The 20118-nt window shown below is 63.8% G+C and carries 20 protein-coding genes and 2 pseudogenes; 10 read left to right on the plus strand and 12 right to left on the minus strand.

The genetic code is table 11. From position 1 onward, the window contains the following. The 8 genes and pseudogenes from CRM90_RS27240 to CRM90_RS27275 all read right to left on the minus strand — a co-directional run. Positions 1-417 (minus strand): annotated as a pseudogene (locus tag CRM90_RS27240) (hypothetical protein); the annotation flags it as partial. Positions 418-748: 331 nt separating this feature from the next. Then, on the minus strand, positions 749-922 hold the full coding sequence (locus CRM90_RS30810; protein ID WP_199190075.1) for a DUF6131 family protein: 174 nt from the start codon (positions 920-922) through the stop codon (positions 749-751). A gap of 60 nt (positions 923-982) precedes the next feature. Beyond that, positions 983-1159 (minus strand): CsbD family protein, encoded by a 177-nt coding sequence (locus CRM90_RS27245; RefSeq protein ID WP_102810012.1) that lies wholly within the window; start codon positions 1157-1159, stop codon positions 983-985. Between the two features lie 387 nt (positions 1160-1546). Continuing rightward, positions 1547-2032: a universal stress protein gene (locus CRM90_RS27255; RefSeq protein ID WP_199190076.1), complete on the minus strand. Its 486-nt coding sequence runs from the start codon at positions 2030-2032 to the stop codon at positions 1547-1549. Positions 2033-2460: 428 nt separating this feature from the next. Further along, complete coding sequence (locus tag CRM90_RS31480) at positions 2461-2691, minus strand: class I fructose-bisphosphate aldolase (RefSeq protein WP_199190082.1); 231 nt, start codon at positions 2689-2691, stop codon at positions 2461-2463. A 193-nt stretch (positions 2692-2884) separates the two neighbouring features. Further along, positions 2885-5272 carry a phosphoketolase family protein gene (locus tag CRM90_RS27265; protein ID WP_102810015.1) on the minus strand — a complete coding sequence of 796 codons (2388 nt, stop codon included), beginning with the start codon at positions 5270-5272 and terminating at the stop codon, positions 2885-2887. Continuing rightward, entirely contained in the window at positions 5269-5547 is a 279-nt protein-coding gene (locus CRM90_RS27270; protein ID WP_102810016.1) for a hypothetical protein, read from the minus strand. The genes CRM90_RS27265 and CRM90_RS27270 overlap by 4 nt, the downstream gene beginning before the upstream one ends. Next, positions 5544-6398 carry a slipin family protein gene (locus CRM90_RS27275; protein ID WP_102810017.1) on the minus strand — a complete coding sequence of 285 codons (855 nt, stop codon included), beginning with the start codon at positions 6396-6398 and terminating at the stop codon, positions 5544-5546. The genes CRM90_RS27270 and CRM90_RS27275 overlap by 4 nt, the downstream gene beginning before the upstream one ends. Positions 6399-6831: 433 nt before the next feature. Between CRM90_RS27275 and CRM90_RS27280 the strand changes: the two genes are divergently transcribed. Together CRM90_RS27280 and CRM90_RS27285 are read left to right on the plus strand one after the other, a co-directional pair. Then, positions 6832-7635, plus strand: coding sequence for a GAF and ANTAR domain-containing protein (locus tag CRM90_RS27280; protein WP_102810018.1), 804 nt, complete (start codon positions 6832-6834; stop codon positions 7633-7635). Positions 7636-7837: 202 nt separating this feature from the next. Next, a complete protein-coding gene (locus tag CRM90_RS27285; RefSeq protein ID WP_102810019.1) occupies positions 7838-8416 on the plus strand; it encodes a hypothetical protein in 579 nt (192 codons plus the stop codon). A 397-nt stretch (positions 8417-8813) separates the two neighbouring features. Here the strand turns inward: CRM90_RS27285 and CRM90_RS27290 are convergent, their stop codons facing one another. Further along, positions 8814-9341 carry a DUF5994 family protein gene (locus tag CRM90_RS27290; RefSeq protein ID WP_102810026.1) on the minus strand — a complete coding sequence of 176 codons (528 nt, stop codon included), beginning with the start codon at positions 9339-9341 and terminating at the stop codon, positions 8814-8816. A gap of 637 nt (positions 9342-9978) precedes the next feature. Between CRM90_RS27290 and CRM90_RS31605 the strand changes: the two genes are divergently transcribed. From CRM90_RS31605 to CRM90_RS27320, 5 genes and pseudogenes are all read left to right on the plus strand, one after another. Beyond that, positions 9979-10650, plus strand: a complete 672-nt coding sequence (locus CRM90_RS31605; RefSeq protein ID WP_199190078.1) for a cation-transporting P-type ATPase — start codon at positions 9979-9981, stop codon at positions 10648-10650. A 40-nt stretch (positions 10651-10690) separates the two neighbouring features. Beyond that, positions 10691-11020: a hypothetical protein gene (locus CRM90_RS27305; RefSeq protein ID WP_102810020.1), complete on the plus strand. Its 330-nt coding sequence runs from the start codon at positions 10691-10693 to the stop codon at positions 11018-11020. A gap of 52 nt (positions 11021-11072) precedes the next feature. Then, positions 11073-12057, plus strand: a pseudogene (locus tag CRM90_RS27310) (Acg family FMN-binding oxidoreductase). Positions 12058-12091: 34 nt separating this feature from the next. Further along, on the plus strand, positions 12092-13102 hold the full coding sequence (gene argF / locus CRM90_RS27315; RefSeq protein WP_102810021.1) for an ornithine carbamoyltransferase: 1011 nt from the start codon (positions 12092-12094) through the stop codon (positions 13100-13102). A gap of 3 nt (positions 13103-13105) precedes the next feature. Then, the gene (locus CRM90_RS27320) at positions 13106-14059 is read left to right on the plus strand and encodes a carbamate kinase (protein WP_233209541.1); all 954 of its coding nucleotides are present in this window, start codon (positions 13106-13108) and stop codon (positions 14057-14059) included. 99 nt (positions 14060-14158) lie between these two features. On the opposite strand, the gene CRM90_RS27325 is transcribed toward CRM90_RS27320, so the two are convergent. The 3 genes from CRM90_RS27325 to CRM90_RS27335 all read right to left on the minus strand — a co-directional run bounded on the left by CRM90_RS27325 (position 14159) and on the right by CRM90_RS27335 (position 18547). Next, a complete protein-coding gene (locus CRM90_RS27325) occupies positions 14159-15577 on the minus strand; it encodes an APC family permease (RefSeq protein WP_102810022.1) in 1419 nt (472 codons plus the stop codon). 289 nt (positions 15578-15866) lie between these two features. Next, positions 15867-17087, minus strand: a complete 1221-nt coding sequence (locus CRM90_RS27330; protein ID WP_102810023.1) for an arginine deiminase — start codon at positions 17085-17087, stop codon at positions 15867-15869. Next, entirely contained in the window at positions 17084-18547 is a 1464-nt protein-coding gene (locus CRM90_RS27335) for an APC family permease (protein WP_353616998.1), read from the minus strand. Before CRM90_RS27335 ends, CRM90_RS27330 begins: the two co-directional genes overlap by 4 nt. Positions 18548-18808: 261 nt before the next feature. Here CRM90_RS27335 and CRM90_RS27340 point away from each other — a divergent pair, with 261 nt between their 5' ends. Genes CRM90_RS27340 through CRM90_RS30830 form a run of 3 tightly spaced genes read left to right on the plus strand, consistent with a single transcriptional unit; the run spans position 18809 to position 19988 of the window. Beyond that, positions 18809-19339, plus strand: coding sequence for a DUF6286 domain-containing protein (locus CRM90_RS27340; protein ID WP_102810025.1), 531 nt, complete (start codon positions 18809-18811; stop codon positions 19337-19339). Next, the gene (locus CRM90_RS30825; RefSeq protein WP_199190080.1) at positions 19339-19569 is read left to right on the plus strand and encodes a hypothetical protein; all 231 of its coding nucleotides are present in this window, start codon (positions 19339-19341) and stop codon (positions 19567-19569) included. Before CRM90_RS27340 ends, CRM90_RS30825 begins: the two co-directional genes overlap by 1 nt. Continuing rightward, the gene (locus CRM90_RS30830; protein WP_199190081.1) at positions 19512-19988 is read left to right on the plus strand and encodes an Asp23/Gls24 family envelope stress response protein; all 477 of its coding nucleotides are present in this window, start codon (positions 19512-19514) and stop codon (positions 19986-19988) included. The genes CRM90_RS30825 and CRM90_RS30830 overlap by 58 nt, the downstream gene beginning before the upstream one ends. Positions 19989-20118 lie beyond the last annotated feature (130 nt).

The raw sequence follows: 20118 nt of genomic DNA on the forward strand, positions 1-20118 counted from the left end.
CACCGGCCAGTCAGGCCGCGTGACCGAAACTGTCACCTGATCGTGCAGCAGACCCATCTGCCCGCCGACGATGAAGGAGGCGTTGAAGCGGATGTTGTTCTCGGCCAAGTATCCCGCGTCGCGTTTCTCGATATCGCGCATCGCATCGGCGACCAGCTGCACGGCGTCGAACATTGTCCGGGCGCCCAAGAGGCTGGCGGCAGATGCGCCGTCAGCACAACGCTGCGTCAGGACGCTGATGACAGCTTGGGTTCCGGCCAGGTTTCCCGAACTCAGCAAAACGATCACGCGGTCGCCGGGATGCTCGAAAACCGTCATTTTGCAGAACTTGGCGAAGTTGTCCACGCCGGCATTCGTCCGGGAGTCCGAAGCGAAAATCATTCCCTTGTCAAGCATTACGCCAATACAGTACGTCATGCGATGCGCCTTCTGTGCTAACGGCCCCGCCAGCCATGGTCCCACGGGCTTCGACTAGTCGCGGACCAAAAGATGACCAATTCCCCGCGGTCCCACAGGTCTTGACTAATCCTGCGGTCGATTTGGACCGCGTGACCGCGTGTGAGGCGGTCGTTGTGTTTTCCAACCGGAATGGTCGCAGCCGCAGACCAACTCGGCTGAATGGCCAAGCCCTCCTGCGCGAAGCGCCGCCGGCCGGCGCCGACAAGAATCTGCCACCGCCCGTCAACGGCCGCCCGAGCATCGCACCAGAGCGCACAGCCGAGACCTCGACTCGGCGGGGAGGTCACGATCAGTACCAATAGCGTCTGCCGTTGACGCGCCGGCCTGGTGTGCCGAGGATCAGCGGGGTGGCGGTCCCGACAATGGCGAGGATCCAGCCAAGGATGATGGCGATTTGGTCGAGTGTGGCTGGCGGGGGTGCAAGGTAGCCGGTGAGTACCAGAATAATTCCAACGACGATCATGGTTTCCCCTCCCCTGTCTGTCGCGAAGTGCGCAACGGTGTCGCTTAGATGAGGCTGCAGTTACTTCTTTTTGAAGGCGTCCTTGATCTTTTCGCCGGCGTCTTTGAGGTTGGCCTCCACTTGGTCGCCCTTGCCCTCATTTTCAGTGCTCTTGTCGCCGGTGATCTTGCCGATCGCTTCCTTGGCCTTGCCGCCAAGCTCTTCGAGCTTATTCTTCGCCTTATCTAATTCGCTCACGGCGTCTTCCTGCTCTCACATTGTGGAAATCGGCCTCTGATAGTTGAGACCTCCGGCCGAGGGTAGCTCGACGAGCCCCTGGCTGTGACCACTCGAACGCACCAGGAGGACCATCGGCTCCTTGAGATCCCGAACCTCACGCTCGAGCTCGGGGATACACTGCGCCTCGGCGGTCGTGACACCCGGACGCTCAGCGGCATCGACCTGGGCCTGCAACACTTACCGCCGCAGCGGCTCCACCCCGACGCCGACTGCCTCCGCCCGCGCCGGCTCGCGCCTGACGGTGTTAACTCGCCGTACCAAAACGTCCTGCGGCGCTGGGCGTTGACGAAACACCCTGTGCACAAAGTGAAGCGGCGGCCTCCCCGGCATGCGACCGCAGCGTGCTCAGGCCTTCGGCGCCCGCTGCGGGGCGGGAACGACGACCACCGGGCATTGCGCATGGGACACCACGTGCTGGCTGATAGAGCCGAGCATCGCCCCGACGAATCCGCCATGTCCGTGTGAACCGACCACCATGATGTCGTGTTCGCCGACGCTTTCGAGCAGCACGTGCGCGGGGTGGCCTTCCACCGTCTCCTGCGTGATCGTGACGGGATACTGCGTGCTGCCGGGGTCGGATTCGGTGGCTCTGCGGATGGCTGCATCCAGCAGATTGCTCACCGCAGTCGCTGCTTTGACGAACGCGTCCTGCGGTACGTCGTCCTCTGGCTTGTAGCCCAACGGGAACATGGTGCCCATTCCTGGGTCGATCGACGGCGGATGGTACTGCCACGCAAGGACCGCGTGGACGGGAATCTTGCGAGCCCGTGCGTCGCCGAATGCCCATAGCAGCGCGTTCGTCGACCCCTGCGACGTGTCGACGCCGACCACAATCCGTCCGCTCTGATGCGGCCCATCAACGGAAGCGCGCGACTCTGAAGTTGATCGTCCAGTACCAGCCATGGGCTCAGTATGTACTCCATCGGTACCGCTGCGTGTCGACAACGCTTGCGGGCGTTCTGCTGCGCGAGGCTTTTCACGGCCCTCGCAGCATCGCGGCGTATCGTTTCGTTGCCAGGGCTGAGGCATTCAGCGAGTGCGAAATGAGCCAGCCGTCCGCTGCCGCTGCACGGAGGGTCGCCTCTGAGACGCAGAGCAACAGGGGTTGTCTGCTGACCGGATCACGATGAATTGTCCTCCCCCACCGTCTCCGTCGCTGGCGCCGAGTCGAAACTCACGACGATCTTCGGTGATTGCCACCACCGTCTTGGGCTTGCCCCACATACACAGGCAAGCCTGTCCATCTGGATGGTGTACTGCTACAGAAGGCGACGATGCGTGCCGCCGCGCGGAAGGACATGTTCGACGCCTTCCTGAAAGATCGTGCAGCAGCGACAGATACGCCGTTCCACCTTGATACCGGGGACGATCCCCGCGTTCACCAGCACGGTCGCGAACGCCTGGCCGCCGCTGGTGCGTTGGCGGATCGTCTCGTTACACAGAATGACGCCACTGATGCTGGCTGACAGGCCCGGCGTGTTGTCAATCAGTTCCCGGTACGCGCGGCGGTTGCGCTCGGTCTAGGCGATCCCAAGCCGGCCAAATCGTTTATTGCAGGTGTGAATTGACTCATGGAGGGCCAACAGGCCCTTGTCGCCGACGACCAACGCGTTCGCGGCGGCCACCAACGCCGGCGCGCTCGGCGCACCCACCGACCTCGCGGCCGCCCTGCCGCAGATGTCGTCATCGGGTCGGGTTCCAGGTCCAGTTGCGGATGTCGGGGTGGTCTTGGCCGTGGGTGTTGATGTAGGTGGTGTGCTCAATTAGTTTGTCGGCCATGGCCTGTTTGAGGTAGTCGGCGGTGGCGCCGAGCTGAGGTAGCCGGTCGATGACGTCGGCGACGAGGTGGTAGCGGTCGAGTTTGTTTTGAACCCGCATGTCGAAGGGGGTGGTGATGGTGCCCTCTTCGTTGTAGCCGCGTACGTGCAGTTTGCGGTTGGTCCTTCGGTAGGTGAGTCGGTGGATCAGGGTGGGGTAGCCGTGGAAGGCGAAGATGATGTGTTTGTCGGTGGTGAACAGGGCGTCGTAGTCGCGGTCGGACAGGCCATGCGGGTGTTCGCTGGCGGACTGCAACTTCATCAGGTCGACAACGTTGACGACGCGGACCTTCACCTCGGGCAGGTGCTCACGCAGGATCTGCACCGCCGCAAGAACTTCCAGGGTCGGGGTGTCTCCGCAACAACCGAGCACGACGTCGGGGTCGGCGCCGGAGTCGCTGCCGGCCCATTCCCAGATACCGATTCCTTCGGTGCAGTGCACCTCGGCCGCTTCGATGCTCAGCCATTGCGGCATCGGGTGTTTGCCGGCGACGATCACGTTGACGTAGTGGCGGCTGCGCAGGCAGTGATCGGTCACCGAGAGCAGGCAGTTGGCGTCCGGCGGCAGATACACCCGCACGATGTCGGCTTTCTTGTTCACGACGTGATCCAGGAAGCCGGGGTCCTGGTGGGTGAAGCCGTTGTGGTCCTGTTGCCAGACATGGGAAGCCAGCAGGTAGTTCAGTGAGGCGATGTCACGGCGCCACGGTAGTTGCGCGGTCACCTTGAGCCATTTGGCGTGTTGGTTGAACATGGAGTCGACAATGTGAATGAACGCCTCGTAGCAGTTGAACAGCCCATGCCGGCCGGTGAGCAGATAGCCTTCCAGCCAGCCTTCGCTTTGGTGCTCGCTGAGCATCGAATCCAGTACGCGCCCTTGGGTTGCGAGGTCTTCGTCGGTGTCCACGGTGCGGGCCTCCCATTGCCGGTCGGTTACCTCGAATACCGCGCCGAGCATGTTGGACAGAGTTTCGTCGGGCCCAAAGATCCGGAAGTTGTGCTCCTCGTCATTGAGGCGGACGACGTCGCGCAGAAACGTACCGAGCACGCGGGTGTCCTCAGCCTCCACCGCACCAGGTACGGCCACCGCGACCGCGTAGCCGCGGTAGTTTGGCATCGCTAGATCACGCACCACCCCGGGATTGGTGTGCGGATTGGCGCCCATCCGCCGCCGCCCCACCGGGGCGAGCGCGGCCAACTCGGGCAGCAGACGCCCGGTGTGATCGAACAGCTCATCAGGTTTGTAACTGCGCATCCAGGCATCGAGGAGCTCGACGTGCCCGGGATGGGTCTCGTCGACCAGCAACGGCACTTGATGCGCCCGGAACGTCCCCTCGATCTGCACCCCGTCGACGAACTTGGGCCCAGTCCAGCCTTTCGGCGAGCGCAGCACGATCATCGGCCACCGCGGCCGTGCGCTGTCACCGGTGGTGCGCGCCGCGCGCTGGATGGCGCGAATGGATTCGATCGTCTCGTCCAGGACAGTGGCCATCAGCTCGTGCATGTCTTCGGGATCGTCGCCTTCGACGTAGCGCGGCTCCCAGCCACAGCCACGTAGGAACTGGTCAAGCTCGTCGGGTTCGATGCGGGCCAACACGGTGGGGTTGCTGATCTTGTAGCCGTTGAGATGCAGGATCGGCAGTACCGCCCCATCGGCGATCGGGTTGAGGAACTTGGTGGACTGCCACGCGGTGGCCAGCGGACCCGTCTCGGCCTCACCGTCGCCGATGATGCAGGCGACAACAAGGTCCGGGTTGTCGAACGCGGCACCAAACGCGTGGCTCAGCGAGTAGCCGAGTTCACCGCCCTCATGGATCGATCCCGGAGTCGTCGGTGCCACATGGCTGGAAATGCCGCCAGGGAAGGAGAATTGGGTGAACAGCCTCTTCATTCCATGCTCGTCTTGGCTCACGTCGGGATAGATTTCGGAGTAGGAGCCCTCCAGGTAGGTGTTGGCGACCAGCGCCGGGCCACCGTGACCGGGACCGGCGATGTAGAACATGTCCAGGTCGTACTTCGTGATCGCTCGGTTCAAATGCACGTAGATGAAGTTCTGCCCTGGTGTGGTCCCCCAATGCCCTACCACAAGCGGTTTCACATCCGAGAAGGCGAGTGGCCTTTTCAACAAGGGGTTGTCATACAGGTAGATCTGACCAACCGACAGGTAATTCGCCGCCCGCCAATACGCATTCATCCGTTGCAGCAGTGCGGGTTCCAACGTTGCGGTGCTCGTCCTCGGTGCGGTAATCGTCATGGGGTGTCCTTGCGCTCGGTCGGACGAACGTGGTTGTCTTTGGCTTTCGTGGCCGGCCGGTTGACCGGTGCCGAATCGGTCAGCAATCGGACGAGCTGGCGCTCGTCCAGTGCGGTCCAGGCGAGCCACTGATCCGGGTCGTCCTCAAGTCCAACGGCGGTGGTGTTGTCCGTGGTGCGCCGCACCGGCTTGGCCGCCGACGTCCCCTTGCTCATGCGGCGCACCATCCAGATGCTGTAGACGAACAGTGGCAGTAACTGCACTAGGAAGGTCATGGCCGGCTCCCAGCGGAGGAGGTTCCGTTAGTCGCGATCGCCGGAACAGGGATCGGTGGTTGTGGCTGGGGGTCGACTGCTGAGGCGCCCTCCCGGGCTAGGAAGGCTCCCAGTTCGGCGATGGTCGACATCAACGGCGCCGGGAATACGACGGTGGTGTTTTTGTCGACGCCAAGTTCGACCATGGTCTGCAGATTGCGTAGCTGCAACGCCAGCGGGTGAGCCATCATGGTGTCCGAGGCATCACCCAGTGCCGCCGCTGCCAGCGATTCGCCCTCGGCGGCAATGATTTTCGCGCGCTTCTCCCGCTCGGCTTCAGCTTGTCGCGCCATCGCTCGCTTCATGGTCTCGGGCAGCTGAATGTCCTTGAGCTCGACCAGGGTGACCTGCACGCCCCACTCGATAGTGGTGACGTCGAGGATGGCGCGGATGTCGAGGTTGATCTTGTCGGTTTCTGACAGTGTTTCGTCCAGGGTGTGTTGACCAACGACCTTTCGCAACGTCGTTTGCGCGATCTGATCGATCGCCGAATACACGTTCTCGATCGCCACCACCGACTTCACCGCGTCGACCACTTTGAAGTAGGCCACCGCGGACACGTCGACGCTGACGTTATCGCGGGTGATTATGCCCTGGGACTGGATCGGCATCGTCACGATCCGCAACGAAATCCGATGCAGCACATCAACGAGCGGGATGATCAACCGCAACCCGGGGTTGCGTTCCCCGACCACGCGGCCCAGCCGGAACAACACCCCGTTCTCGTACTGCTTGACAATCCGCACCGACATCACCAACAGGATCAGTACTAGGACCACGAGAGCGACGACCACAACGCCGAGCGCTTTCATTGCCGAACACCCGTCGGTGCGTTGCGCCAGAAGGTGCCGGAAGCTCTGTCATCGGCAAGCGCCGTCGCTCTGAGGCGTGGTAAGCGGACTGATGGAATGGAGAAAATCTGTGACGCAGTCATGGCGATCCTGATTGTCAGGCGATCACCGGCGTGTGGGGTCTTGGAGCCAACGCTCCTCGAGTTCTGCGGCGGACAGCCGAACTCATCCCCACCAGCTGAAGTTCTCAGCAATTGCGACGTTACACCCGTCGAGGGCCAGGCCGCGCGATCGGACACCGCGACGGAAGATTCCACCCTGGTCCCCAGCACCTCGGGCCGCGGTACTCTTGGCCTGACAGTCCACGTCGCGGCCATTGAACCGCATGGATCTGCCGTCCGGTCCTCAACTATGAGGGCCCGGAGCGGGACTAAGCCAGCCAGGTGGCATACCGATGACAGAGCTCACCGAGGGTGTCGGCAACCCGTCAATCGGCTCGGTGACCCCAGAGCAAGCCAGCGCCGATGCTGCCGACCTGAACGCCGCCATCGGCGAGTTGGCAGGCCTGGTCGCCGATGGTCGGGGCCTGCCTGAGCTGTTGGCCGAGGTTGCGGCGTTTGCAGTTCATGCGATTCCGGGCGCCGACGGTGCCGGGGTGACCCTGCTACGGGTCGACCGCGTCGACAACATGATCGAAGCCCTCGCCGCGAGTGCTCCGTTCGTCGAGGAGATCGACGAAATTCAGTACGTCACGCTCAACGAGGGACCGTGTATCACCGCAGCGCGGGAGCGCCGAACGGTGCGGTCCGGGTCGTTGGGCGGGGAAAAGCTGTGGCCGCGGTTCGGCCCCCGGGTGGGCAGGCTGGGCATACACAGCGCGCTGTCGCTACCGCTGCTACTGCCCGGCCAGGTAGTGGGAGCTATCAACGTCTACGCCCACGACAAAGATGTCTTCGACGAGCATGCCGCTGAACTAGGAGAACTGTTCGCGAAACCTGCGGCGGTCGCTGTGCACAATGCCCAGATCCTGGCCAAGGCAACGGCCTTGGCCGCGCAGTTGCAGACCGCGCTGTCCATCCGTCCGGTCATCGATCAAGCGATCGGGCTATTGCGCGGGCGCACCGGGCGCAGCGCCGAGGAGGCGTTGGCTTACCTCCGGTCGATCAGCCAGACCGAGCACCGCAAATTGGGTGACGTGGCGCAACGAATCGTCGACGAAGCCGTCCGCCGCGCCCGCGCCCGGCACAACCCCACCTGAGCCCGCACCGCTGCCGTTGAGGTGTCGGTGCGCGCCCCACCCCGCGTAGCGTTGACTGCGGCGGCACAAAACCGGGACCGGTCCTGACCGAAATCCCGGACCCGCCACCGTGCGCGGCTACTCGCCCTGTTCGGCCTCGGCACGCGTGATCGGCGCTCGGGACGCCCAGCGGAGCACTGAACTCTTGACGACCACTGCGGCGATGGCTGCCAGCTTGAAGATTCTCAGCGCGGCACTAGACGACCCCAGCGCCGACATCACGCACAGCGTGCAGCAGTTGGCGCTCGAGACCGCCGGAACCATCCCGACCTATCTCGGCCTGAGTGTGCTTGTCCCGCAAGACGGTCCCCCGCTGACCATCACCAGCCTGGCTGTGGCAGCGGGCGACGGCGACATCCGCACTTCGCTGCGGGTGCTGCTGCCACTCACCGGGACCAGCGACGGCCAGCCGGTGGCAGTCATTTTGTACGCAGCGGCACCGGGCGCCTTTGTCGACCTCGCCGCAGACCTGGCCTGGCTCACCGGACGGCCGACAACCGACTTCGCGCTGGACCGGCACCTCACCATCACCCCAGGCGACGCCGTTGGCCAACTCCAAGCCGTGTCAGACATCAACCAGGCCATCGGCGTACTCATCGGACGCGGCTACACCCCAGAGCAAGCTGACTGGCAACTCGACACCCAAGCCGCCAAGAGCCGAACCGATCGGCACAGCGCCGCACGCCGGATCCTCGACACGATCACCACTACCGACGACGACGGGCACTTCGGCATCCACTGAGGTGTGATCGGCATGCCACCCTCGGGCCGACGAGCAAGGTTCGCAAATGCGGAAGCAGCGCTTCGCTGATCTCACAGGCGGAGTTCGTAGGCACGATGAGTTGTGGTCCACCACGTAGTAGGTGCTGTTCCCGCCGATGGCGACCATCAATTGCTCGAAGTAGGTGGGACGGGCCCAGCTAAAAGCCTAGGCCTGACTGCAGGGTGCGACAATGGTCAGGCTTCTCGACTGGAGCGCCGAGGACCTCCCCGCCCAAGAATATCTACGGCGCAGTGGGTGCATCCCGGCGACGCACTCCCACAGCGGCGCGCCGGGAAAGCCGAAACTACCGCCGTGTCCGTGCTCTAGACGATCTTGATCGCGATCGATGACGCTGTAGATGCCCTTGGAGCAAGGTTCACTGTGGTCGTGCGTTCGGCGACACCGGCGAGGTTGCACGAGCCCCGCCTTCGGAGTCCCAGCGTTGCTCGGCGGAAGCAGATTCCGCACGGGATTCCCTGTCTCTCACGCCGATCACGAATAATTCATCGACGGTCGAGTCGTCACCCGGAGCTGCGGCAGCCATCATGACGGTATGGGCGAGGCCCGGGTCGGTCTGGGGCGGAATCACCAGCAGAACGATTCTGTCGCCGTTGAATCCGAGCACTTCGATGGTGCTCGGTGGCGGGAGACGGTATCCGTCGAGCCTAACCGAGCGGCCGTTCGCTGCGAGTGTGGTGGGGGCCTTCGCCCAGTCGTTGAGCTTGTACAGCACGCGGTCGATTGGTCCGAGCCGCACCGAGAGCACCGCGAGCAGATCGGGAAGCTCCGTTGTCAGGTCATCGCTGCGCGGCCACCAGGCCCCGTCGTGATACCCGGTTTGCGGTGCCTGGGCCTTTAACCGCAACCGCGGCGGGTGGACTGGCGGTCCCGGGTGTCGATCCACACCGGTTGGCTCCCGCGGTGCCGCCCGGCCGAGCCCCGCAGCGTTGTCACGGTCTATTGCCGATTCGGATGCACTGGCGATCTGCTCGGCACTCATCACGGATCCCGTCGTCGTCAGCGATCCCAAGCCGCACCGCGGGTTGGGATGGTGCTAGGTGTGTGCCAACAACGCTAATCACCCCTGATAGTCGGCGGTATGGCCGAAGGTCACTGAATAGGCCGGCTCAGGTTCGACATCGCCGATCAAGCGAGCGCGGTGATCAGCTGCACGAATTTGCGGGACGTGCCACCGTACTTTCCGTCGTGAGCCTGAGCGCGAGGCGCAGGCCCGGCCCGCTGTGGCCTTCGCGTGTGCCTACGGGGTGTAGCGTCAACGGTGTTGGGAACCTCAACCAGTCCGGCATGAGGATGGCTGTCCGCCGCCGCCTCTCACCGAGCAGTCGCTCACGGCCGAACAAGTCGGTGATCACCGCACCCCCGGGAACCACCATGACCACCGCCGCCAAGCCGCAGATGCCGAAACCGGCTCCTGCACAATGCTTTCCGATCGCAATCGTGATGTGCCTCCTCCGGCATCCCCAATCAGATCGCCCACGGCGAGCGCAGGGAGCCGATATGCCACGTGAGGACCGGACGCAATGACAGCCGACACCCCGAATGCCGCGCCGTCGAGGGCGTCGGACGACGTCGAACCGGGGACCGGTCTGAAGCCGGCACCGCTGCACCAGGTACCGAAAGATCTTGGCTATTCGCCGGACGGGCTAAGCGCGGTCGACGCTGCGCAGCGGTTGGCACAATACGGGCCCAACGAGATCGCCGAACATAAGACAAACCCGCTGTTGAAGTTCCTCGGCTACTTCTGGGGTCCGATCCCGTGGATGATCGAGCATCGCCACCGTGCTGGGCGTGATCGGGCCGATCGCCGCGTTCGGCCTGTTCTAACTGGGCGACCGCGTGTTGGACCTCGGTCACCCGCGCGTGCAAACCCTGATGTACCTAATGCTCTCCGTCGCAGGCCATCTCACCATCTTCTTGACCCGCACCCGCGGACCGTTCTGGTCCATCCGCCCGGCCCCCATCCTGCTGATCGGCGTCGGCGGCACCCAAACCGTCGCCAGCCTCATCGCTGTCTACGGGCTGTTCATGGCCCCACTCGGCTGGAAATGGGCGGCGTTGTCTGGGCGTACGCCCTGGCCTGGTTCCTCATCAGCGATCGCATCAAACTCCTCGCCTACCGCATCCTGGACCCGGCAACGAAGGCGAAGCGGACCTCTCCTCCGATAGACGACCTGACAGCTGTGGCCTTATGACACCAATCAGTACGTGGAACAACAACGAAGGGTTCAGCAGATGAGCGAGCACGTGAGCAGTCACCATCGCCAGACGATCGAGAAGATCTTCCATCACCCGGCCAGCGGTAATATCGAGTGGCGCCAGGTCCTGTCTCTCCTCGAAGGCGTCGCAACCGTCACCGAAGAACATAACGGGAAGTTCACCGTGACGTTGGGGCCCGAAACAGAGGTTGTCGAAGCTCCGCGAGGCAAAGACATCGATGAGCAGATGATCGTCGATCTGCGCCGGATGCTCAGGCAAGCTGGTTTCGCGCCGGATAAGAGGCTACCGACCCCGGACACACGCCAGCGCGACCACGGCGACGGGCAGTGGGGCGAGCCCACTTAGCACCGCGCCGACACAGAGCCAGGCCCCAGACCACCAACGAATTCGAGGCCGTATGTCCCACACCGAGGTCGATCCAGAGGTCATCACGACAGCGGTTCGCCGAGACTGTCGGGCGCCGTCGGTGCACAACAGCCAGCCTTGGCGGTGGGTCGCTGACAGCGCCGAGCTCAATCTGTTCGTCGATCCGGAACGATCGGTGCACGCGACCGACTGCTCCGGGCGAGAAGCCTTGATCAGTTGCGGAGCCGGGCTCGACCATTTCCGGGTGGCCATGGAGGCCGCGGGGTGGACGATCCACGTCGACCGGTTTCCCAACCCCAACAATCTGGACCAGGTAGCGGCAATCGATTTCACTCCATTGAGCTTCGTCACCGATGCTCACCGGGCTCGCGCGGATGTCATCGGGCGGCGCCGAACCGACCGGCTCCCGTTCGCTGCACTGACGGACTGGGAACTGTTCGAGCCCATGGTTCGCAGCACATTCTCCGATCGTGACGCCCACTTGGACGTCGTAGCCGATGATGTCCGCCACAAGCTGCCCGAGGCATGCCGGCTCAGTGATTCTCTGCGGCTGTATGACTCGTCCTACGATGCCGAATTGGATTGGTGGACTGCCCCTGTCGAAGCAACCGAAGGCATTCCGTACAGCTCCGTGGCGTCGGCAACGGAGAGCCAACGCGTCGATGTGGCGCGCGCCTTCCCGGTCGACGCCGACAGCTGGCGGCGGCCCGGCATGGTAGCGGACTGCTCGACGATTCTCGTGCTCTCCACCGATGACAACACCGGCGGTGATGCGGTGCGCTGCGGCGAGGTGGAATCGACCGTGCTGCTCGAGTGCACCATGGCCGGTATGGCCACCTGCACCCTGACCAACGTCACCGAATCTGCGGCCCGGCCGCGATGTCATCACCGCACTGATCGGCCGGAAGTCGTTTCCGCAGCTGCTGATTCGAGTAGGTCTGACACCCACAGCGGAATCCGGGCAGCCGCTGGCTCCGCGGCGCCCGCTGAGCGACGTCTTCGTGCCCGCCAGGTAGTCCCTAACCCCATAAACCCGAAGGAATTCTCTCCATGACAACACTGGCATCGCACCGGCACCCGGGGTCCCTGCTCAAGGAACTGGATCTGACCAAAGCGCAGTTCCTCGACATCCTGGCGAAAGCGGCCCTCCTCAAACGCGCCAAACACGGTGGCTCCGAAACCGAGCAGCTCACCGGCAGGAACTTCGCGCTGATCTTCGAGAAAGCGTCCACTCGCACGTTGTGTGCGTTCGAGGTCGCCGCGCACGATCAAGGGGCACACATCACCTACCTCGGGCCCACCGGCTCCCACATAGGCGAAGCGGAGACCGTCGCGGACACTGCACGCGTACTGGGCCGCATGTTCGACGGTATCGAGTTCCGGGGATTCGACCAGGCTGCGGTCGAGGAACTCGCCGACTACGCCGGGGTGCCGGTATGGAACGGGCTCACCGACCAGTGGCACCCCACCCAGATGCTCGCCGACATCCTGACCATGACCGAACACCACAACGGACCGGTCGAGGAGATCGCCTACTGCTTCCTCGGCGACGGCCGCAACAACGTTGCCCGCTCGCTGTTGGTCACCGGTGCACTGCTGGGCATGGATGTCCGGATCGCCGCGCCTCGCGAGCTGTGGCCACCCACCGATGTCATCGACGCCGCCCACGACCTGGCGGCCGTCAGCGGCGCCCGGGTTCTGGTCACCGACGATGTCGAACTCGGTGTCAGCGGAGCACATTTCGCCTATACCGATGTGTGGGTGAGCATGGGCGAACCTGCCCAGCGGTGGGCGACGCGCGTGCCGCTCCTGCTCCCCTACCGCGTGACCGAACACCTGATGGCCGCGACCGGCCGACCTGACACGAAGTTCATGCACTGTCTGCCTTCAGTGCACAACGCGAACACCGACCTCGGCAAGCGCGTACGCGACCAGTTCGCACTCGACGGCGCCGAGGTCACCGACGAGGTCTTCGAGTCCCCCGCCTCAATTGTTTTCGATCAGGCCGAGAATCGGCTGCACACCATCAAAGCCGTGATGACCCAGGCATTCGGTGCGTGACCCATGGGAGCGATGCGGATCGTGATCGCCCTGGGTGGCAACGCGCTGCTCGCACGCGGCGACAAGGCCGACGCCAGCATACAGCTGCAGCACCTGCGGACAGCCGCCGAGGCGATCGCGCCGTTGGCAGCCGAACACGATGTGCTGATCTGCCATGGCAACGGGCCGCAGGTGGGCCTGCTGTCGTTGGAAAGTGAAACCGATCAGGCTCTGACCCGCCCTTACCCGCTCGATGACCTCGTCGCGGAAACCCAAGGCATGATCGGCTACTGGCTGGCTCAGGCGCTGCACAACGCCGGCGCGCGAAAGCCGTTGTTAAGCTTGATTACCCAGACGCTAGTCGACGCCGACGATCCCGCGTTCGCCGCTCCGACCAAGTTCGTCGGGCCCGGCTACCCGCGGGATCGCGCGCAGAAGCTCGCCGGCCAACACGGCTGGACGGTGGCCGTCGACGGCGATCGGTGGCGGCGAGTTGTGGCCTCACCTGAACCGGTCCGCATCATCGAGCAGGACTCCATCACCAGCCTCCTGGACGCCGGTTCTGTGGTCATCTGCGGCGGCGGCGGCGGGGCGGCGGTGACCGAGGACACCGCGGGCCGGCTCTCCGGTGTCGAAGCGGTCGTCGACAAGGACTACGTCTCCGCGTTACTCGGCATAGCGGTCAAAGCGCAGCGACTCCTGGTGCTTACTGACGTGTCCGCGGTCATGGCGGATTACGGCACACCCCACGCCAGGCCGCTGTCGACGCTCGGTGCAGATGACCTGGTTGGCATGGGATTTCCAGCAGGTTCGATGGGTCCGAAGATCGAGGCCTGCCGCCGATTCGTCACCGCGACCGGGCATCTCGCCATCATCGGGGCGCTGTCGGATGCAGAGGCATTACTGGCGGGCACCGCCGGAACCACCATCACCCCGACGGCGCCCGCGTCAGCTACGCCGCGTCGCGGGAGAGGTTGATTATGGGTGCGGTGCACGGAGTTGTCTCCTCGCACGCATCGGCGCCGATCGCCCTTTCCCCTCGGTCGGCGAAGCTGTCAACGCTCTACACTCCGGCAGTCATGGCACCGCGACAGCGACAACTGGCTCCGTAAAGCCCTGAATTGCATTGTGATTCACTATGGGGCGTCGTCGCGCCGGTCTTCTCGCGCGGCATCGAAACAGTGGCTGATCGGTCGTCGAGAGTATCGCCTGGCGAGATCCCTTTAAGCGCTGGCCGGAGGACCTTTGACGAGCCGAAACAGTGCCTCGATCGCGAAGGACAACGCCACCATGACCACCAGCACAAGACAGGTCAATCACCAAGGCGGCCAGCGCTCCGATGCACGCGGTAGCAGCCAGCAATGAGATCCACGGCTTGGATCCACGATCTCGCGCCGTGCGCGCTTCGGCAAGGTTGACTACGGCGAAGATGATGAGAAACCCGGCGCTACCCATAATGGAGATACTCTGTAGGTCAAGCACATTGGCGAGCACGAGCGTCGCGACAGCAGTGATGAGTAGACCCTCGAGCGGTTGTTTCCAGATCCGCCGTTCGAGCTGCGCCGGCAGTTCACGCGATGTGGCGATGATATAGGTCATGCGCGCCGTGCCGTACAGAGTCGCGTTTATCGCCGAAGCGGTCGACAACATCGCCGCTATCCCGATCATCGTGAAACCGATGGCGCCCAGCGCCGGCCGGGCTGCTTCAGCCAGCGCATAGTCGCGGGCATTCACCAGTTGCGCGACCGGCAGCGAGCCGACGGCGACGACCGCGACGAGTACGTAAAGCACGATGACGAACAACACCGAGGTGTAATACGCCCGGCTGAGCGTGCGGCCCGGATCAGCGACATCTTCGGCGGCATTGGCAATCAGTTCGAAGCCTTCGTAGGCCAAGAAGATGATCATGCCGCCCGCGACGACCGCTACCGGTGAACCCCACTGCGCCGGTTCCAGCCGGGCCACCGACGTCCCGGCCAACCCGACCACCACGAACAGCACGAGGATGGCGAGTTTTATCGCGACGACAGCCCGCTCCGCCCGCGCAACTGCCGTGGCACCGGCAATGTTGACCACGGTGATGACAACGATGGCAGCGGAGAGAAACACGTGCTTGAGGACGATGTGCCAGCTGTCCGGCACGAAAGTCGCCGCGTAGCTGCCGAAGGCTTGCGAGTAGAGCGCGAGCATGACGATGTAGCTCAGCCAGAGAAGCACGTTGATCCCACCCGAGAACAGACCGGTGCCGAAGGCGCGGTTGACGAATGTCACCGTGCCGCCGCGGCTCGGATACGTCTTCGACAGCAGTGCATACGACCGCGCGGTCAGTAGTGCCACCGCTCCGGCCAGACCGAACGCGACCGGGGCGGCGCCCTTGGTGATCTGCACCGACAGCCCGAGGACTGCAAAGATCCCACCGCCCACCATGCCACCGACACCGATCGCAACCGCACTCCAGTAGCCGACCGGGTGAGCGGCGGATTTAGATCGGGCCATCGCCGCAGCTTATCTCCGCCGCTCCCGCGCTGCGCCATGCTCGATCAGCGGTTTGATCTTCAATATGCGAATCATCTTCTTCTTGCGATGGTCGCGAATTGAGCCCAGGCCGCCCGCCGCTGGTACAGCGCGGGCCGGAGTTGAACCAGTTTCGGCAATGGCAACGAGATGGGTTTCACAACAGTATCTTTCGCGCACCTGGGTGCCCGCACGCTTCGCGATACCGTGGGTAGCATCGGCTTCGCACGCTCAGCGCAACCCGGGCAGCACGCCGTGGACACCCCACCTCCTACGCCGCGTCGCGGGTGATCGGACAGGTCATACAGCGTGGTCCGCCGCGGCCACGGCCGAGTTCGCTGCCCGCGATCGTCACCACCTCGATGCCGTGCTTGCGCAGCATGGTGTTGGTGGCGACGTTACGTTCGTAGCCCATCACCACCCCGGGACTAACTGCCAGGTAATTGGTGCCGTCGTCCCATTGCTCACGTTCCGCAGCCCGGATATCCTCGTCCGTGGTCAACACCGCGACCTGGTCGACCTTCAGGATCTCGGCGAGGGTGTCCCACAGGCTGTGGTTGCGGGTGACGGCGAGCCGGTCCGGCTCGTCGGCGGCGGTGATCGTCCAGCTCCGCAGGTGACGGTCGAAATATGGGTAGAGCACGAAGGTGTCGGTGTCGACCATCGACATCACCGTGTCCAGATGCATGAAAGCGTGGCTGTGGGGTAGTTCGATGGCCACCACCGTGGTCGCCTGCCCGGCCGCGAAGAGGGCGTGCGCAACGATTTCGATGGCCATCGGCGTCGTGCGCTCACCCATGCCGATCAGGACCGCACCGTGACCGATCACGTGGACGTCGCCGCCTTCGATGGTGGCCGGCTGATAATTGCGCTCCTCACCGCCGTAGTACGTTACGAACTCGGCGTCGGCGAACAGCGGATGGAAGCCGTAGATGGCCCGGGTATGCAGTGACTCGCGCTGCCGGGCGGGCTTGGCCATCGGATTGATCGTCACTCCCCCGTATATCCAGCAGGAGTTGTCCCGCTGAAATAGATGATTCGGCAGCGGCGGCAGCACGAAATCATCGGCCTTGAGCATGTCCCAAGTCAGGCTGTGCGGGCGCTGCGGATGCAGGTCCGCCTTCAGCACCCCACCCACCAGGAACTCCGCCAGACCACGCCCGTCAAGACCAGCGAACAGCCGGCGTAGCGGCCCAGCCAGCGACGGACCCAGAAGCTCCGGAGTGCACACCCGGTCCAACACGAAATCGCGCCCCGCCCCCAATTCCATTGTCTGGGAGAGCAGTTCGTCGAAGTAGTGGACCTCGACGCCGTTGTCCCGCAGGGCCTGAGCGAACGCATCGTGTTCTTCCTTGGCCTTCGAGGCCCAGACGATGTCGTCGAAGAGCAGCGCTTCGATGTTGTCGGGGGTGAGCCTCGACAATTCGAGGCCGGGGCGGTGGATGATGGCCCGGCGGAGCTGGCCGGTTTCGGAATCGACGGAGAGCTTCACAGATTGTCCTTTGCTTTGAGGTGGCCGTTTACGGACGCATCGACGGGTTCGATTGCCTCACCGAGACGTTGCCGTCGGGCGTTGAGGAACGCGTAGAGAACCAGACCGGCGAGGATGACGACCAGGGCCTGGTAGACGACCTGGTAGCCGGCGGCGAATGTCACCCACATCGAGAACAGGATGCTTGTCCCGGCCACGGCGAGATCACGTGCCAGCCGCCACCCCTGCACACGCCGACGGCGCGACACCAGGTAGGTGAGTTGGGCGATCGCGGAGAAAAAGTACGGGATGGCCACCGTCACCACTGTCAGGTCAACGAGATAAGTGAAGACCGTGAGGCCCGAACTCGATGTGTAACGCCACAGCATGAGCAGTGAGGGCAGCACCGTTCCGACAACGATTCCGAACCAGGCCGTTCCGTTGCGATTGATCCAGGCGAAGGGCCCCGGGAACAAGTCGTCCTGGGCCATGGCCCGCGAGGTCTCGGTGACAATCAGGGTCCAGCCGTTCAGTGCCCCGATCCCCGAGATCACCGCGATCGCGGCGATGAATGTTCCCGCCCAACTGTTCTGGGAGAACATCGCCTCGAAGGCGTCCACGAACGGCGCGCCAGTGCCGATGAGTGTGCCGTGTGACACCAGGCCCATGACCGCCGCCGTCACCAGCACATAGAGCAGGGCGCTGGCCGCGGTGCCGATCAACGACGCGCGTCCGACGTTCACGCGCGGGTTCTTCACCCGCTTGGCGGTGATCGCCGCCGCCTCCACCCCGATGAACGAGAACAGCGCGACGCCGGCGGCGATCCCAATGCCGCTGTAGAGGCTGCCGCCGGAGGCGTTGAACGCACCGAAGTTCCCCTTCTCCACAAAGAACCAGCCGATCACGCCGATGAACAGCAACGGCAGGAATTTCAACACCACCGTGACGTTCTGGAACCACGCCATCTGCCGAACCCCGGCCAGGTTCACCACCGCAGGCACCCACAAGCCCAACAGCGCAATCCCCCAGTTCACAAGACCCGTAGGGTTTTTGAGGCCGAACAGGGCGTCGACGTAGAACACCCACGACGCTACGATCGCTGCGTTACCCGCCCAGGTTTGGATCCAGTAACACCAGCCCACCAGATAGCCCGCGAAGTCGCCGAACTCGTGACGGGCATAGGCGTATAGGCCACCATCGCTATTCGGTATCCGCTTGGTGAGCTGGCCGAACATCACGGCCAGCAACATGGCGCCCACCGCGATCACCGCCAGGACCACAATCCCCATGGTGCCGGAACCGGCCAGTACCGCGGGCATCGTGAAAATCCCTGTCCCAACGATACTTCCGACGACAAGCCCCGTTGCGGAGGTCAACCCCAACGCATGGGCCTTATCCCGATCGCGTGGCATGCTCGACATCGGTGCCGACGGACGACTAGCAGCCGCCGGTATCGGATCAGGCGCCGTGACGGGGCTCATCGCCTGGGCCGGTGTGGGGAGAGGCAAGGCACGTGGGCACCGGATCGGCAGGCGTGCCGATGCAAAAACATAAAGTCTGGGGAGATGAATGAGCGCATTTGGGTTCCCGACGTATCGCGGTTACCGGCACCGCCCAGGCTGCAGAGCGCATGCTCCTCGATCTCGGCGGCGGACAGCCGAATTCGCCCAAGGCCAGCTGATGATCCCAGCTGCCCTTGGAGCATACTCGCCGACCCGTAACCATCGAAAGCGACGCCCCTCGTGCGATTGTTCAACCGGCCGCTGGCCGCCCTGCTAAGTCTCGCGCTGATCGCCGTCGGCGCGCTGATCGTCATCGAAGTCGCTGCCGATCGCCTCAGTAGCCACGCCACACTCATCCCTTGGCAGCGGCTCTATGTCTGGGCCGAACACACTCCCTGGACACAAGGCAGCGTCCGCGTCGGTTCCATCGCCATCGCCGTGCTGGGTGTCCTTCTCCTGGCGACCGAACTGCGACGCAGCACCCCACAACGCCTGCCGATTGTCAGCGACCTCACCGACGCCGCCTACACCCGCCGCGGTGTCGCCGCGACCATTCGTAACGCCGTCAAGCAGGTCGACGGCATCAACCACGCCGCCGTCACCGTGAAACCTCGCGTCATCGCCGTCACCGCGACGACTGCCGGCCGCCAGCCCTACACCGCACAATCGCTACGCCGACCTGTCACCGAAGCCGCCCAACAATGGCTGAACATCCTGGACTTGTTCTCGGCGCCAAGGATATCGGTCCACGTCATCACCCGGAGCCGCTGATGCACGCCGACCGCACCAACCGCGCCATCCTCAACCTGTTCGCACTGTTGCTCATCGCAGCCGGCCTGATCGCGGCGTTGACCTCTTTCGGTGTCTTCGGAACTCCCGCAGCACACGCGCATCTACTCGCCAGTCCGGTCAGCTTCTACATCGGAAGACAGGGTGCGTGGCTATGGCCGGTTATCGCCGTCGCGGCGGCGATCCCCCCTTGCTCGCGGCGCGGTGGCTGACCGTATTGTTGTTCTCCACCGACCGCGTCGGCTATATCAGGATCGCCACTGACGCCACGCTGCTCGCCACAGCACTCACGGACGCTGTCGCCGAAGAAATCAAAACCTATCCTGGCGTGCACTCCACCAAAGCGCGGCTCATTGGCGACCCCACCGCCCCCGACCTGGTCATCTCCGCCAGCCTTCAACAGGATGTGGACCTGCGCGCACTGCGGCACCGCATCGAAGCCAACGCCGTCGCCCACGCCAGACAAGCCCTGGACAACCCCCACCTCCGCGTCATCCTCGACCTCACTATCACCGAAAGCCACAGCCACAATCTGCCTAGCGGGACCGAACAGCGGTCACCTCGCCGCCAACCTCCGGATGACCCGAGATCCCTTCTGGTCGAACACAATCAGTCAAATCATCAAGTCTGACGACCGCAAGCGGATCCAACCACGGGCCGCGAGCGGGGACGCGAACATCCACGTCAGTCCGACGCCGACCCAACACTAAGCCTGAATCCGTGGATGGGCCGGTGATTTGATCGGCGTGTGAACAGCGAAA

The organism is Mycobacterium sp. ENV421 (assembly GCF_002887815.1).
Taxonomy (GTDB): Bacteria; Actinomycetota; Actinomycetes; order Mycobacteriales; family Mycobacteriaceae; genus Mycobacterium.